This window comes from Escherichia sp. KTE159 (assembly GCF_000408805.1).
GTDB classification, from domain to species: domain Bacteria; phylum Pseudomonadota; class Gammaproteobacteria; order Enterobacterales; family Enterobacteriaceae; genus Escherichia; species Escherichia marmotae.
On record NZ_KE137295.1, the window covers coordinates 584,182 to 599,862 of the forward strand.

At 49.1% G+C, this 15,681-nt stretch carries 16 protein-coding genes; 2 read left to right on the top strand and 14 right to left on the bottom strand.

What is annotated here, in order from left to right; all coding sequences use genetic code 11:
- The first annotated feature begins 2 nt into the window (after positions 1–2).
- Together A31E_RS00410 and A31E_RS00405 are read left to right on the top strand one after the other, a co-directional pair.
- Positions 3–947 carry an Rpn family recombination-promoting nuclease/putative transposase gene (locus A31E_RS00410; RefSeq protein ID WP_016249618.1) on the top strand — a complete coding sequence of 315 codons (945 nt, stop codon included), beginning with the start codon at positions 3–5 and terminating at the stop codon, positions 945–947.
- A 68-nt stretch (positions 948–1,015) separates the two neighbouring features.
- Complete coding sequence (locus tag A31E_RS00405; protein ID WP_016249619.1) at positions 1,016–1,261, top strand: RpnC/YadD family protein; 246 nt, start codon at positions 1,016–1,018, stop codon at positions 1,259–1,261.
- A 70-nt stretch (positions 1,262–1,331) separates the two neighbouring features.
- Here A31E_RS00405 and panC read toward each other — a convergent pair whose 3' ends face one another.
- The 14 genes from panC to dksA all read right to left on the bottom strand — a co-directional run bounded on the left by panC (position 1,332) and on the right by dksA (position 15,669).
- Complete coding sequence (gene panC, locus A31E_RS00400; RefSeq protein ID WP_000905373.1) at positions 1,332–2,183, bottom strand: pantoate--beta-alanine ligase; 852 nt, start codon at positions 2,181–2,183, stop codon at positions 1,332–1,334.
- An 11-nt stretch (positions 2,184–2,194) separates the two neighbouring features.
- The gene (panB, locus tag A31E_RS00395; RefSeq protein WP_000805500.1) at positions 2,195–2,989 is read right to left on the bottom strand and encodes a 3-methyl-2-oxobutanoate hydroxymethyltransferase; all 795 of its coding nucleotides are present in this window, start codon (positions 2,987–2,989) and stop codon (positions 2,195–2,197) included.
- Positions 2,990–3,263: 274 nt separating this feature from the next.
- Positions 3,264–4,487, bottom strand: coding sequence for a fimbrial-like adhesin (locus A31E_RS00390; protein ID WP_016249620.1), 1,224 nt, complete (start codon positions 4,485–4,487; stop codon positions 3,264–3,266).
- A 214-nt stretch (positions 4,488–4,701) separates the two neighbouring features.
- The gene (locus A31E_RS00385) at positions 4,702–5,997 is read right to left on the bottom strand and encodes a fimbrial protein (RefSeq protein WP_024193629.1); all 1,296 of its coding nucleotides are present in this window, start codon (positions 5,995–5,997) and stop codon (positions 4,702–4,704) included.
- Positions 5,998–6,006: 9 nt separating this feature from the next.
- Positions 6,007–6,585, bottom strand: a complete 579-nt coding sequence (locus A31E_RS00380; protein ID WP_016249622.1) for a fimbrial-like protein — start codon at positions 6,583–6,585, stop codon at positions 6,007–6,009.
- Between the two features lie 31 nt (positions 6,586–6,616).
- Positions 6,617–7,195, bottom strand: a complete 579-nt coding sequence (locus tag A31E_RS00375; RefSeq protein WP_000753931.1) for a fimbrial protein — start codon at positions 7,193–7,195, stop codon at positions 6,617–6,619.
- Positions 7,196–7,207: 12 nt separating this feature from the next.
- The gene (locus tag A31E_RS00370; RefSeq protein WP_016249623.1) at positions 7,208–7,768 is read right to left on the bottom strand and encodes a fimbrial protein; all 561 of its coding nucleotides are present in this window, start codon (positions 7,766–7,768) and stop codon (positions 7,208–7,210) included.
- Positions 7,769–7,791: 23 nt separating this feature from the next.
- Positions 7,792–10,383, bottom strand: a complete 2,592-nt coding sequence (locus A31E_RS00365) for an outer membrane usher protein (protein WP_016249624.1) — start codon at positions 10,381–10,383, stop codon at positions 7,792–7,794.
- An 86-nt stretch (positions 10,384–10,469) separates the two neighbouring features.
- On the bottom strand, positions 10,470–11,201 hold the full coding sequence (locus A31E_RS00360) for a fimbrial chaperone (RefSeq protein WP_000935954.1): 732 nt from the start codon (positions 11,199–11,201) through the stop codon (positions 10,470–10,472).
- A gap of 82 nt (positions 11,202–11,283) precedes the next feature.
- Entirely contained in the window at positions 11,284–11,853 is a 570-nt protein-coding gene (locus A31E_RS00355; RefSeq protein WP_016249625.1) for a fimbrial protein, read from the bottom strand.
- A gap of 464 nt (positions 11,854–12,317) precedes the next feature.
- Positions 12,318–12,797, bottom strand: coding sequence for a 2-amino-4-hydroxy-6-hydroxymethyldihydropteridine diphosphokinase (gene folK / locus A31E_RS00350; RefSeq protein ID WP_000215161.1), 480 nt, complete (start codon positions 12,795–12,797; stop codon positions 12,318–12,320).
- The gene (gene pcnB / locus A31E_RS00345) at positions 12,794–14,191 is read right to left on the bottom strand and encodes a polynucleotide adenylyltransferase PcnB (protein WP_206196644.1); all 1,398 of its coding nucleotides are present in this window, start codon (positions 14,189–14,191) and stop codon (positions 12,794–12,796) included. Before pcnB ends, folK begins: the two co-directional genes overlap by 4 nt.
- Positions 14,192–14,250: 59 nt before the next feature.
- Positions 14,251–15,147 (bottom strand): tRNA glutamyl-Q(34) synthetase GluQRS, encoded by an 897-nt coding sequence (gluQRS, locus tag A31E_RS00340; RefSeq protein WP_032141541.1) that lies wholly within the window; start codon positions 15,145–15,147, stop codon positions 14,251–14,253.
- A gap of 66 nt (positions 15,148–15,213) precedes the next feature.
- The gene (gene dksA / locus A31E_RS00335; RefSeq protein ID WP_001155227.1) at positions 15,214–15,669 is read right to left on the bottom strand and encodes an RNA polymerase-binding protein DksA; all 456 of its coding nucleotides are present in this window, start codon (positions 15,667–15,669) and stop codon (positions 15,214–15,216) included.
- Positions 15,670–15,681 lie beyond the last annotated feature (12 nt).

A 15,681-nucleotide genomic window follows, 5' to 3' on the forward strand; every position in this document is an offset into this window, starting at 1 on the left:
AGATGGACGCACCAAGTACCACTCCGCATGACGCGGTTTTTAAACAATTTTTAATGCATGCGGAAACGGCCCGCGATTTCCTGGAGATACATTTGCCAGCGGAATTACGCGAGCTGTGTGATCTCGACACGCTGCATCTTGAGTCGGGGAGTTTTATCGAAGAAAGCCTGAAAGGGCATAGCACTGACGTACTCTATTCTGTGCAAATGCTGGGTAATCCCGGCTATCTGCATGTTGTGATTGAACATCAAAGCAAGCCGGACAAAAAAATGGCCTTTCGCATGATGCGCTACTCTATTGCCGCCATGCACCGACATCTGGAAGCGGACCACGATAAGCTGCCGCTGGTGGTGCCGATTCTGTTTTATCAGGGCGAGGCCACGCCTTACCCACTCTCGATGTGCTGGTTTGATATGTTTTACTCACCGGAGCTGGCGCGACGTGTCTATAACAACCCTTTCCCGCTGGTGGATATCACCATCACGCCAGATGATGAAATCATGAAACATCGGCGGATTGCGATTCTCGAACTGCTGCAAAAACATATTCGCCAGCGCGACTTAATGTTATTGCTGGAGCAACTGGTCACGCTGATTGACGAAGGGTACACTAGCGGAAGTCAGTTAGTTGCCATGCAAAACTATATGCTGCAACGCGGTCATACTGAACAAGCGGATTTGTTTTACGGTGTGGTGAGAGACAGGGAAACGGGAGGGGAGTCTATGATGACGCTGGCGCAGTGGTTTGAAGAGAAGGGTATTGAGAAGGGTATTGAGAGGGGAATTGAGAAGGGAATTGAGAAGGGAATTGAGAAGGGGATTCAGCAGGGAAGACAGGAGGAAAGGCAAGAATTCGCCCGGCGTTTTCTGAGTAAAGGGATGTCTCGGGAAGACGTTGCAGAGATGACGAATTTATCTCTTGCTGAGCTTGATAAGCTAATTAACTAAGTTGCCGGCATTATCAGTTATAGCCAGATAATGATTATTATTAACTGACCAGATAATTAAGGGAACCTATGGACATAAAGACACGGAGAGAAACCAGGCAGACGTTGGCGCAGTGGTTTGAAGAGAAGGGATTTCAGAAGGGATTTCAGAAGGGATTTCAGAAGGGATATAAAGAGGGACTCCAGAAGGTAAGACAGGAAGTAAGACAGGAATTCGCCCAGCGTCTTCTGAGTAAAGGAATGCTTCGTGAGGATGTTGCAGAGTTGGCAAATTTACCACTTACAGAGATTGATAAGCTAATTAACCTTAACTAAGTTACCTGTGTTATGACAGATTACGTGGCAATTAATAATTGGCGCTATCAGCCGTAGCGCCAATTAAGTATTACGCCAGTTCGACCATTTTATTGTCGATCAGGCGAGCATCGCCAAGCCAGGCGGCAATCAGAATCACTGCCCGTTTGCTTTTTTCAGTGACTTCCAGCAACGTGTCGGCATCGCGAATCTGAATATCATCGGCGCGGAAGCCTTTTTCATTCAACTCTTGCCCAGCAATGGCGATAATTTCATCGAGATCCCGCTCTCCAGCCTGCAATTTGTCAGCAATCGAACTTAAAACTTTGTACAGACCTGGTGCAATTTTGCGTTGTTCTGCCGTCAGATAACCGTTACGGGAGCTGAGCGCAAGGCCGTCTTTCGCGCGCATAATCGGCACGCCGACAATCTCAATATCAAAGCCCATATCAGCGACCATTTTGCGGATCAGCGCCAGTTGCTGAAAATCCTTTTCTCCGAAGCAGGCGATGTCTGGCTGGACCAGGTTGAACAGCTTGCTGACGATGGTCGACACGCCACGGAAATGTCCCGGGCGGCTGGCGCCTTCCAGCATAGTGGAAAGGCCGGGAACATCAACATAGGTGTGGGTTTCTGTTCCGTTCGGGTAGATCTCTTTTACCGATGGCGCAAAGACCAAATCCACTTTACGCTTGTTTAACTTCTCGCAATCTTCCTGCAAGGTGCGCGGGTAGCGCGCCAGATCTTCCGGGCGGTCGAACTGCATTGGGTTAACGAAAATGCTAACCACCACCACATCGGCGCGGGCTTTGGCTTCGTCGACCAGTTTCATATGGCCATCATGCAGGTTACCCATAGTGGGCACCAGTGCCACGCGCTTGCCTTCCATACGCAGGCGGCGAATTTGCTGACGCAGCAGCGGCAGGGTTTCGATAATTAACACAACGTCACTCCTTAATGGAAACTGTGTTCTTCGCCCGGATAGACGCCGGACTCCACTTCAGCCATATACTGCCGCACCGCAGCACGGATGTCGCCCGTTTCAGCGAGGAAATTTTTGGCGAATTTAGGAATGTGACCACCGGTAATGCCGAATGCGTCGTGCATCACGAGGATCTGTCCGTCAGTGACGTTACCCGCACCAATGCCAATGACGGGGATCGCCAGTGCCTCGGTAATGCGTTTTGCCAGCTCAACGGGTACACACTCCAGTACCAGCAATTGTGCACCTGCGGCTTCTAGTGCTAACGCATCGCTGAGTAATTGGTCGCCAGCCTCATCACCACGCCCCTGCACTTTGTAGCCACCAAAAATATTCACGGACTGTGGCGTTAAGCCTAAGTGACCACATACCGGCACGGCACGTTCTGTCAGCATTTGTACCGTTTCTACCAGCCATGCACCGCCTTCAATTTTGACCATATTGGCTCCGGCACGCATTACCCTGGCAGCGTTTTCAAATGCCTGTTCCGGCGTGGCATAAGCCATAAAGGGGAGATCGGCCAAAAGCAGGCAGTTTGGCGCACCGCGACGCACGGCGGCGGTGTGATAGGCGATATCTTCAACGGTGACCGGCAGGGTAGAGTCGTGCCCCTGCACTGTCATCCCCAGCGAGTCACCGACCAGCATGACATTGAGGCCCTCATCGGCAAACAATTTGGCGAAGCTGTAGTCGTAAGCGGTAATGGTCGCGAAGCGTTTTTTTTCCTGCTTGTATTTTTGAAGCTGCGAAATAGTCGTCGGTTTCATAACGTATCCTGATGGCTAAAGTGCAATTATTGGCATTCTAGCAGCCATATCGGGTGGGGCAATCATTTCGGTACGCTCATATCACCAGTTAAGTGATGATATGACTTGAGACTGATGACGAACGCAAAATTGCCTGATGCGCTACGCTTATCAGACTTACATGGCGCATCACAATTTATTGAATTTTTTTTCACAATTTTATAGGCTGGATAAAGCGTTCGCGTCGCATCCGGCATGTAACAACGAACGCTTTTCCAGCAATCTGATCTGTCTATCAAGGATAAGTTATCTGGAATCTGCTGGTGGCCTCGAAAGCGCCTCCCTTGATAGTCGCATTACCGTCTTGTTGCAATGTTGCCTGAAACTCAAGCACCTGCGTTGTTCCCTGGCCTTTGCCTGGGTAGATGCCACCTGAAGTATCAATTTCATCTTCATATGCTTTATACACAGAGGTTCCCACGTTAGGTTCGAGAACCATTTTTTCACTCACACGGTTTTTTAACCCTTCGATCAGAACACCGACGCCTTCTGCGGCATTGGAACCAGTCAACGTATTAGTGATTAATTTTTTGTTTTGCACCCCAATGTTTCCAGAGGACATTTTGGTTTCAATATTTTGCACACGAATACAGTTTTGTAGGGCTATTTGAAAAGGTACTGGAGTTGCACCATTTTTGATCTGACCGGTTGTATAGCTGCCAAGTTCAACAGTCGTTCCATTGACTGTTTTTCCTGTAATCACTGAGGAAAAACAGGTCGGAAGTGATAAGGTCACATTCGCTAAATTAAAGTTAAAATAGATGCTCCCACTGTACCCTTGAACCGTTCCACCCGCATTCTCGGCCTTAAAACTGTAAAGGTAATCGCTGCTGCTGAGTAATGTTATTTTTTGGCCTGCTGTAGGGTTAAATGTCGTATCTGAATAAAACTCAACAGTAAAGTCTTGAAAAATTCCACCTATTCTAAAAAATTTTGGAGTCCACCTGCCATCCCGTTGCTCACAGGCTCGTTGCAGATCGGCGTCATGGAATCTAAAGTGGAAAGTTTGTGTTGGTGCGTCCCCGATAAATATATCCGGGACGTCAGAGGTTGTATTATAAGCTGTCCATATAGTTGAGATTTTTAAGGTATAATACAGTCCTGTAACGGATGTTTTGAATAATTTATGTCCCCCGTAAACGAGCCCTGAATCAACCATTTTATTTCTGACAGTGATAGGGCCACCAGTAGCGCTGGAATGTGCTGTACAATATACACTGCCACTGTCATGGGTATCCTGATTAGGCCACCGTAAAACTACTCCAGTCGGGCCGAGTTGAGTTGGGCGGTAAAATACCAGGTTATTACTGCTCCCGGAATACTGGAAATTTGCGTAGCCATTTCTTTCCGGCGGTACACCATCAGGCCCCGCGCCAACAATAAAATCGACGGTTGCGTTACAGACAGAATTAATAAAGATAAGAATGGTAAAAATAACAAATTGTAGAGTAGTTTTCATACGCACTCCATTTCAGACACTCATTGCATGAGTATTTGATATTTAGTGATAGTAAGATTTAATCAGCATAATGCTGGTTCCCTTTTGCGTAGCTAACATCATTTATTAATATAATAGAAATGATACGGAGTTATGATTTTTTAATTTATCAGTGTAGTTATGTTGCACAAACCGCTGACTGCCAGGCGCAGTGCGCACCTGGCAGTAAGTAATATCAGGGATAGGTAATAGAGAATGTACCTGTTGCTTCAAATCCACCCGCGGTGATCACCGGGGCAGGTTGATCCTGCACGAAATCGGGAACCAGTTGCGCTTCGAAGTTCAGGGTATGTTCGACCCCAGGGTGTGTCACATCGGTGGTTAAAACGTCAATCCAACCGTCGGGGTTAGTCGCCGACTCATATTCTGTATAAACGGAATATTGATTATTAGGATAAAGCTGTTCCGCTTTACCGGTCGCGGCATCGTTCAGGCCAGTAATTTTCACCCCAATTCCACCGGCTGCATTGTTTGTCTGTTGGTTACCCAATAGCCTGACGCTGTTCGCGGTTTTTGTGGTGGACAGTTTCGTTACTATGCTTCCAATCCCCACACAGTCTTTTAATGCTATCTGGAACTGACGTTTGGAATTACTGGTCCCGTTACTAATATCCGAGGTTAAAACATTGCCAAAATCGACGGTATTGCCTTTAACATTTGTACCTGCAACGGCATCGGCATAACAGGTTGGGGCCGTAATCATCAGACCAAGGTTTCTAAACTCAACCACGAGATAACCCCCTTGTCCCTGGGTACTGCTTCTGATGCTAAAACCGGGGGAATTTGTTGAAGCGAAACCACGGGTATCAAGGGTACTGTTACTGTCAATCTCCGCCTTAAATGAATCGTAGTTACCGGCACCGCCGCCACCAGTATATATACGGCTCTGATAGTCGCTGCCGAGGTAATAGGTGGTTCTCACCTGGAAAGTGAGTTGTTGATAGCCTGTACATTGTGATGGGTCGACAACATGGCCCGAGAATTCATCTCTATGGGTTCCATCAGCAAGGAGGCTGTGTTCCGCTCCTATGCCAAATGTAATGCCAGGGCTACTGAAATTAAGGATTTCGACCGACACATAGACGCCTTGTGTCGTTGTATTAAATAAGGGCTTGCCATCATACTGTTTGCCTGAGTTAATCAGGTTATGGTAAATCTCCGAATTGGATTGATCTCCGCTGGACGCGTCGCCAAAATAACAGTAAATCATATTGGATGTGGAGTTCGATATCATGGATACGCCTAACGGCTTAATCAATCCTGGTGCAGGCTGCCCTCCGGCAGAAGCGGGTTGTGTTCCATTAGGGAAAATATTGATTATAACATCACCATTGGCACCGGGTTCGCCGTAGCTAATACGTGTTCCCGCCCATGTTGAAAATACAGCACCAGTGCTGATTAATAATACCAGGCTAATTACTGCTTTACTCAGTCTGTTAATAATCATCTGAATCCGCTCTTTATCTTTCATTCCATTGAATTAATCGTACCAGGTATCAACCAGTACACTGGTTGCCACTTTTCCGGCAGTGACAGAGGCAATATTATCAATTTTTTGCATTCGGGTATAAAAAGCCCAGGTCGAATTATTCAGACCCTGTGCATTCACCGTGTATGTCGACCGTGAAATACCTGCAGGAGACCAGACGTTAAACATATTGCTGCGATCGTGCGTTGAGAAAATCACCACGCCAACATTTTTGGCACCATTACTTTCCTCATTCGGAAAAATTTGTTGCGAGCCTGCTGCAAAAGCGCCGCTTTTAGGTTTGAAATCCAGATGCAAATTTGTAGTCCCTGTAGGGGCACTCCCGGAACAGTTATACAAATGGATAAAGAATTCCTGACCCCCTGAAAAATATTGCTCCGCCGTAATGCCGCTGGCGAAATAACCCAGGCTCACCGTACCTAAATCGACCGTCCCGCTGTTGCTAACGGATACCGTGCAGGTGGTGCTCAGCACTTTTGCGTTAAAGTCGACACTCACATCAGCCAATGTACTGGCGCTAAATAGCGCAGCACCAATGATAAGAGTGGTAGATAAACCGTGCTTTTTCATAACGTCCCTTTTACACAGGCTGCGCTGTAAATCACTTATAGGTAATATCAAATACTGCCTGGCTGGAAAACTCACCGGCAGTGACGTCCGCGTCAGCCTTACCGCTATCGCGGATCAGGCGTGCGCTGAGCGGCACGGTCGCGCCACCACCGACCATGGTGACCGGGAACGCGTTGGCGGATTTACACTTCAGTTGTGTACCGCTTTTAGGGGTTGCTGACCCCCAGACCTCAACGGCGACCGCTGCTGCTTTCGGGGTTGCAACGGAGGCGTTGGCAAATGCTTCTCCCGCGCCTGCGCTATCACAGGTTGAACCACTGGCCGGTTTCAATGTGAACTCTGCGCTGGATGTGGCTGCGCAGTTGCTGAGTATCAGATTGAATGATTTTGCTTTGTTTCCGCTGATCACTTCCGGGATGAAAACATCCTGAAAATCAATGTCGGTAACTGTCTTTGAGTTTTCCTGTACTTCGGCGCTACAGGTTCCTGCGGTGACTTTTGTCACGACGGTAAGATCCAGGGAATCCGTGGTGGCATTGGCGGTATTCATCCCAATGCTGAAGCATGCCATGGCGCTGACGACGTAGCAGGCTAAAGTTGTTTTTTTCATTGTGCTACCCCGTTATTCATAGGTGAAGTTAAACGTGACTTTGGCGCTGAAATCACCGATTGTACCCTGATTAATCTGGGTTTCTCGCATTACGGCAGCCAGTTTTAATCCGCCGCTGATTTCAGCAGTTGTCCACGTGATTTTTTCATCGTTCTGAACTTTAAAAAATGTGTCAGTTGACGTACTGGCCCGACGGAAACCGACACCGATACTGCCCGTTAACCCTGCCCCACCTGTGAGAGGGATCGCCAGGTTCATCCCCGCGACACCGGTTTTTTTCTCTGCCGTGATGGTAGAAATGATTTTGCTCGGGCTACCCGTACAGTTTTCCGTTTTTAAGGTAAATTCACCTACCGTTTCAGCACTTTTCGCGCGTAACTGGTCCAGCCTGATATCAGGAATGACCAGCTTATAGGCATCAGTACCTGTTTTAGAAGTACCGGTTCCTTCCAGTTTGATATCACAGGTCGGCTGTATAATATCGGCCCTGAATTTAACGTCGACATCAACGGCCAGTGCCGAGGCTGAGAGCGTCAGCACGGCGAGTGCCAGAGGTATATTTTTCCGTGTCATAGGTTATCCATATCTCGCGGATTTTAGTGAGTTGCAGATACCGTACAGAGTACGTTATCCAGTGACAGGGTCTGGTTGCCGCGCTGGTCAGCAGCGGATGCCGGAACCTGATAGCGCGCGATGCAGTGCTGCGAAACGTTGTCCTTATCGGACCAGTTCACCTGCAACACGCCGTTATCTTCGATACCACGCACAAAGGCCTGGTTGTTCTGGCCGATATAGCCCAGAGACTGCCCTTGCTCATTGGTGATATTGGCGGCAAATGGCAGAGGTTCGCCATCGCTACGACGCATCGTGATCATCGCCGAGCGGCCCTGGTCGGTTTCGAAATTGGTCAGGGTAATTGCCCCGTAGCGCGGAACCGTTTGTGAACTGGTGCTCTTAAGCTCTACGTCGTTTTCCAGCTCCTGAATATCAAGCGTGATGTTGTTTTCCCGATATGGAGAGGCGGACGTGGCGACGCCATAACCCCAGCGGTCAATGGTGTTACTGCTGTAGTTGATTCGTGCGCCATGCGCGCCAGGGGCTTTCACCAGGACAAGCGTATCGGTATCGCTAAAGCTGTGATTGGTATACGTCAGCCCGCCACCGTGCAGGACAAAGCCGCCATCGGTGCTGAGAGAGAGCTGACGGCTGTGGTCAGTGTCAGCCGATGCTGAGCCAGACCATGTACCCCATTGCGATTCATAGCTGAGATAACCGCCAATATCTGCCAGATTGGAACTCTGCTTATTGGTGGAGTAATTGGTATTCACGCTGTAGTTATATTTTCCATCGCCGCTGCTGCCGTTGGCGCTGGCGCTCAAACGATGGCTGCCGTTAAAGTCAGTGCTCATACGGCTGTCGAGATACTTGAAGCCGCTTTCGCGACGTTTACCGCCCAGTAAATTTTCCAGCGGAATGCTGAAACTCAGATAGAAGCTGTCATCCTGATCGCCGTCTTCGTTCCAGGTGCGTTGTACTGTGGCACTCCAGGTTCCCCAACTTGTCCCTTTGCTGTAGCCCATAGAGTACGTGCTCTGGCTATGGCTTCCGCTCCAGTAATCCGTCCAACTACCATTAAGATAAAACGAGCCGTAATCGACCTCCTCGAACATCAGCGGCTGGTTGAGACTGATAGTGAACTGATTGCGGGTACGCTGATAATTCCCCATTGTGCGTTGCTCGTCTGGCGAGCTGTGTCTGGCATCATCCTGTAACGTCAGGGCATCGTTCAGCCCCAGGTAATTACTGGTGGAATAGCGATAGGCGGCCAGGTTTAGTGAGGTATTGGTGGCACTGAACATTTTGTTCCACGAAATACGATAGCTTTGCCCGGTGTAGGTTTGATCGTTGTAGATATTCGCCTTCGACTGAGTGACGTCCAGCGATACTGCGCCGATGCTGGTGTTTACGCCCAGCCCCAGCAGCACGGCCATAAAGTCAGCATCGGTGAACTGGATACCCGTATAGCCGGTAAAGGTGTTGTTGATACCGTAGTAGAATGACCCTTGCAGCAAGTTATAGTCTTCGCGCAAATCGTCGCGAACGATTTGCCCACCGCTGAGATCCCAACGCCCGACGCCCGGACGCAGCATCTGCATAACCGAGGAGAACGGTTGTGAGAATGTCCGCCGTGAACCGTCGGCTTCTTCAATGGTGACCACCAGATCATTGCCGTAGCCAGAAGGCATGATGTCATCAATGGCGAATTCGCCAGGCGGTACGGTTCCTTCGTAAATTTTATAGCCGCCCTGGGTGATGGTGACTTTGGCGTTACTGTTTGCCACGCCGCGGATCACCGGGGCAAAACTGGTCATGGAAGGCGGTAACATGCGGTCGTCGCTGTACAGGCGTGCGCCTTTAATGCCGACAGAGTCGAAGGTTTCCCCGGTGGTGTAGGTCTCCCCGACCACAAGTTGAGAACGAATAAATGGCAGCTCGCGCTGCATATAGCTGTTCTGGATATCAAAATTACCGCCAACATCCTGCTGCCAGCTATAGTTACCGTTGCTTCTGAAATGCCAGTTCCCGAGGTTAAGCCCTGCGTTGAGCGCAGTATAGAACGACTGAGTTTCATCACCCCGGCGCGTGTTGCGCCAGCCGTTCATACGGTAGGACAACATGGCGGCACTGATGCCGTCTTCCCATAATGACGGGTCGATATATCCCTGATAATTACTGAGGATCCAGATCTGCGGAACCGTGATATCCAACTTCTGATCGTTAGTATCGAAATAGACTTCTGACTGTGGGATCGCCCGCGCCAGATCGAGACAATCATCAGCTTCCGCTTCGCCTTTGCGTAATACAGCCTCTCCGTCTTTGAGATCCGGCTGTTTAATATGCAACTGATTGAGCATTTTACGAGAAATACAGGCGTCGGCACTTTTCTTGCCGGTATCAATAAGTTCTACGGTCATGCTCGTTGCGGCACTTTCATTGACGTAGACTTTTACGTCATAGCTGCCGGGCATAGCAGGGTTACCGTCGGAATAACGCGACAGGTCAATCCCCTGGGCAGAACTCCCCATCAGGAAGCTGGGATCGTATTCAATACTTTCTGCCGCATTGGCAGCATGGCCATAAATGCAGGCAAAAATAACGGCAATCCGTGTCAGTTTACAATGAGTCATCTGTTTTTTCTTATGCTCGACGTTGTAATCATTCAGTCAATAATTAATTCAAGATATTTACCCTGGCGATAATGTAATTCGTGAGATTACATATTTGCTTCGCCTTTTATTTCACTGCCGTAATCACTAATAGCTGAATAGTGTAATTTAGCGCCGCCAGGGGAGGTATTCAGACCCTGTACTGTAAATTCGGCATCGCTTTTTGGCGCAACCATTGTGGCGTCTACGGTATATTTTTTATTTCCCGACTGCACATCGACAGACGAGAAGGAAACATAATAAGGCGTTGGGTTCGTTACTTTTATTTTATTTCCATTCCAGCGCCAGGTTAATTGCTCTGGCGCTTTGAAATGCTCACCGGCTAATCCATCAGGGCGATAGAACAGTTTGATACGGGTACGGAAAGCCAGTTGCAGGACATTTTTATTTTCAGCTTCTTTTGCCTGCATTTTGGGTGGAACTTCCAGCACGTTAAACCAGTACACACTTTCCCTGTCTTTCGGTAATGCCTGCGTACCGGTATAGGTGATGGTAACGGTTTGGCCTTTTTTCGGGTCTATGCGTGAGACCGGTGGGGTCGCGTTAAACGGGACTTTGATCAAAGCCGGGTCTACATTGTCATCACCGGTATCAAGCCAGGACTGCACCAGCAATGGGCGAGAGCCTTTATTTTCCAGGCGAGCAGTGATCTTTTTGTCGCTTTCTTTATAGATGATGCGCGTACCGTTGATAACGATATCGGCCTGGGTTATGGGGCTGAATGCCGTAAGCGTTGCACCGACAACGATAGCAGCGATAGTCTTGTTATAATTCAACATGTTATCTCTCCCTGAAACATCTCTAAATCCTGAAACAGGGGATGTAACACATCCCCTTGTGATTTTTACAACGGTAACGCTATTACTGATAAGTCAGGGTATAGGTTGCGTTGGTTTTCACCGGGCCGCTGGTGACGGTTGCGGTTGAAGAAGATTTCACATAGGACGCCATATAGCTGAAGGTGGCGATATGGCTGGTTGAATCGATAGGAGAAGAAATTTTGCTTGAAGGATCGTTCACTTTAACCAGTGCCGGGGTGGTGGCGGAGACATCGTGAAGTGCGATGTTGACACCTTTAGCCGGGCCGCTGATGGAGTTGTCATTTTCCAGAGTACCCTGGGTGGAGCTGTGGAAAGTAGAGGTAAAGCTCATTGTTGCCGTTTTATTTGCGGCTGCATTGGAGCAGTTTACTGAGATGCTGATTGCTGCCGGGTATGCACCCAGCGCTTTGTCATTCAGCGCTGCAATATCACTTGGTTTCGCGGTTTTCAGGGTGATGTTAACGTCGTTGCTGCCACCGTTAACGGTTGCCGGGCAGGTTTCATCAGAAACCAGACCGTTGATATTGATTTCACCACCATCCACAGCCATTGCATTACCAGCAGAAAAACAGGACGCTGCCAGAACAACCGCCAGAAGCTTCTTGTTCATTATAATTCTCCATAAAATATTAAATGAGTTAAAAAATGATACGTAAAGTTAATTACGGGATGGGCAATATAATAGGAGTGTGTTTTTTTGTAAAATATTGTTTTTATATTAATGGGTTATTTGTATTTCTATATTAAATATTATTTTTATAATGAATATTATATGTGTCTTTTTATTTATGTGATGAATTGTTTAGCGGCAAATCTGGCAGGGTAAGTGGATGAAAGATATATATATTCTTTCTATTTCATTTAAATGGCTCTAAATCGTTTTAAAAGTCAATATTTATCATTGTTAGAATAAATTAAATTACATTTAAGATAAAATTATGTGTAATTGGTTAAAGTTTGATGTCAAAGCGAACGGGGGAAATAATATTAAATTAGAGGATGTTTTAATTATTTTTTTGTGCGTATTTTTTGTATTACGCGAAAGCAGGGCTAATTAATACAGGAGAACACGTATTACCAAAGAGAAGGGCGCGGAAATTGTGCATCAGTCAGTAACCGGGCAAGCGTGTGGTTATCCGGGAATACGAGACCTGGCGCAATCTCAAACAGCGGCCAGAGCATAAAACCACGATTCTTCATATCATAGTGCGGAACAGTGAGGCGTTCAGTGTTAATCACCGCATCACCAAACAGCATGATGTCGAGATCTAACGTGCGCGGCCCCCAGCGTTCGGCCTTACGAACGCGACCTTGCTGCAATTCAATACGCTGTGTGTGATTGAGTAACTCTTCAGGTGCGAGAGTTGTTTCCAGCGCCACGGCGGCGTTTAAGTAATCCGGCTGATCTTGTGGCCCCAGCGGAGGGGTACGGTAAAACGAAGAAACGGCAAGAATGCGGCTTTCAGGAATTTCACCGAGTGCTTTCACGGCAGCATTGACCTGCTCCAGCGGAGAGGCCAGATTGCTGCCTATGGCAATATATGCCACTGTCATGTGGTGCCCTCGCGACGCGGCGCGCGTTTGCGCGGACGACGAGTACGACGGCGCTGTGCTGGTTCTTCATCCAGCTCGGTGAGCATCCCTTTTTGATCTGGTGGCGCAGAAACCTGGAATTCACCCCACCATTTCGCCAGACGTTGCAGCTCAGCGTTGCGTTCCACTTCTGCACGCAGTGCCAGCAGGTCGTAAGCGGCGCGGAATTTCGGATGCTCCAGCAGTTTCCATGCACGTTTGCCCTGACGACGGGACATGCGCAACTGCAACTGCCAGATATCGCGAGTTAGCGTAGTCAGACGTTTCGGGATCGCCAGTGAACGGCAGGCTTCGTCCAGCACATCGTTCATCGCCAGCGCGAAAGCATCGTGATAGGTAAGGCCGCTCTCTTGCGCGATTTTTTGTGCCGTCTCCAGCAGTGGATACCAGAACATCGCGGCAAACAGGAACGCCGGGTTAACGCGCATATCATTATGGATACGCGTATCAGTATTTTTCAGTACCTGCTCAATCATCCGCTCCATTGGGCTGTCGCCATTTTCCGTGAAGTAACGGGTAATGGTCGGGAACAGCGGCTGGAACAGATGATATTCACACAGCAATTTATAGGTTTCGTAACCGTAGCCTGCTTGTAGAAGTTTGAGTGATTCTTCAAACAGGCGTGCCGGTGGGATATCGTTCAGCAGGGTAGCCAGGCGTGGGATCGGTTCTGCGGTTTCCGGGCTGATACGCATACCCAACTTGGCGGCAAAACGTACCGCGCGCAGCATACGTACCGGATCTTCACGGTAGCGCGTTTCCGGGTTACCAATCAGGCGAATCACGCCGTCTTTCAGATCTTTCATGCCGCCAACGTAATCACGGACGGTAAAATCCGCGACGCTGTAATACAGGCTGTTGATGGTGAAATCGCGGCGCTGGGCGTCTTCTTCGATGGAGCCAAATATGTTGTCGCGCAGCAACATGCCGTTTTGCCCACGCTGGGAGGTCGTGCGGTCGCTGACGTTGCCTTCGTGGTGCCCACGGAAGGTTGCGACTTCGATAATTTCCGGACCAAACATCACGTGAGCAAGACGGAAACGGCGACCCACCAGACGGCAGTTACGGAATAGTTTGCGCACCTGCTCAGGCGTGGCGTTAGTGGTCACGTCGAAATCTTTCGGCTTTTTGCCAAGTAACAGGTCGCGCACGCCGCCGCCAACCAGCCAGGCTTCGTATCCCGCTTTATTGAGCCTGTACATTACCTTCAGGGCATTTTCACTGATATCTTTGCGGGAAATAGCATGCTGTTCACGCGGGATCACCGTCACCTGTGGACGGGCGACTGCCTGTTCAGCCTCGCTCTCCTCGCGGCTTAGCACCTTGCGGCAAAAATTAGCGACTCGGGTAAAAATAATACACCTCGGTAGTGTCAAACATCATTCAGGACAAAAAAATAGCGGCTAATCATAGCTCAGCATGACGCATTTGAGAATGTTGAATTTACAATTGCCGACTCAGGTACGGCGGTCAGCGTCCAGTTTTTGACGGCTGACTGAAGGATTTGCTCGACGCTGAAATCCTGCCAATGTGTTTCTGCCTGCTGACCAAGAAATTGAAGTGCCGCGATTAGTACCGGGCGCGGGTCGCCTTTTGGTAACGCAGGCGCATGATTCTGCTTGGAAAGTTTAGCGCCTTGTGCGTTAAGCGCCAGCGGCAAATGAATGTAATCTGGCGCTTGCCAGTCAAAAAGCTGGTACAGCGAGATTTGCCGCACTGTGGGTTCAATCAAATCTGCGCCACGGACAATTTCAGTCACGCCCTGGAAGTGATCATCAACCACCACAGCCAGGTTATAGGCAAACAAACCATCACGGCGATGAATAATAAAATCTTCCTGCGCCAGTTTTTCGTCGGCGTGGATAATGCCGCGCAGTTGGTCAGTGAACTGCATAACCGGATGCACCTGCCGAATACGTACAGCCGCGTTGTCCGGGCCATGATGCAATTCACGGCAATGACCGTCGTAGATACCGCCAATACTGTGAATACGTGCGCGCGTACAGGTGCAGTAATAACTTAGTCCTTGCTCACGTAACCAGGCGAGGGCTTCACGATAGGCGTCGTGACGTTGGGATTGCCAGAGAACATCGCCGTCCCAGTGCAGGCCGTAATGTTCCAGTTGGCGCAGGATAGTCTCTGCGGCACCGGGAACTTCACGGGGTGGGTCGATATCTTCAATGCGTACCAGCCAGCGACCTTGCCGGGCGTGTGCTTGCAGATAGCTGCCAAGCGCAGCGATCAGAGAACCAAAATGAAGTTCGCCGGAAGGTGAGGGGGCAAAGCGCCCAATATAGTGTGTGTCTGTCATCTCTTTGAACAAAAAATAAGGCGGGAGCATTTCCCGCCTGTGGTAAACGTGATGGAACAGCTTTAATTAGCCAGCCATCTGTTTTTCGCGAATTTCAGCCAGCGTTTTGCAGTCGATGCACAGATCGGCTGTTGGGCGCGCTTCCAGACGACGAATACCAATTTCAACACCGCAGGATTCGCAGTAGCCGAAATCTTCGTCTTCCACTTTTTTCAGCGTCTTCTCGATCTTTTTGATCAGCTTACGCTCGCGATCGCGGTTACGCAGTTCGAGGCTGAACTCTTCTTCCTGGGCGGCACGGTCTACCGGATCCGGGAAGTTGGCGGCTTCATCCTGCATATGTGTAACGGTGCGATCGACTTCATCCCTGAGTTGATTACGCCATGCTTCCAGAATACGACGGAAGTGCGCCAGCTGGGCTTCGTTCATATACTCTTCGCCCGGCTTCTCCTGATATGGCTCCACCCCAGCGATGGCGAGAATACTCAGGGACGATGTTTTACGGTTTTGCCCTTCTTGCATGTTGCTTCTCCT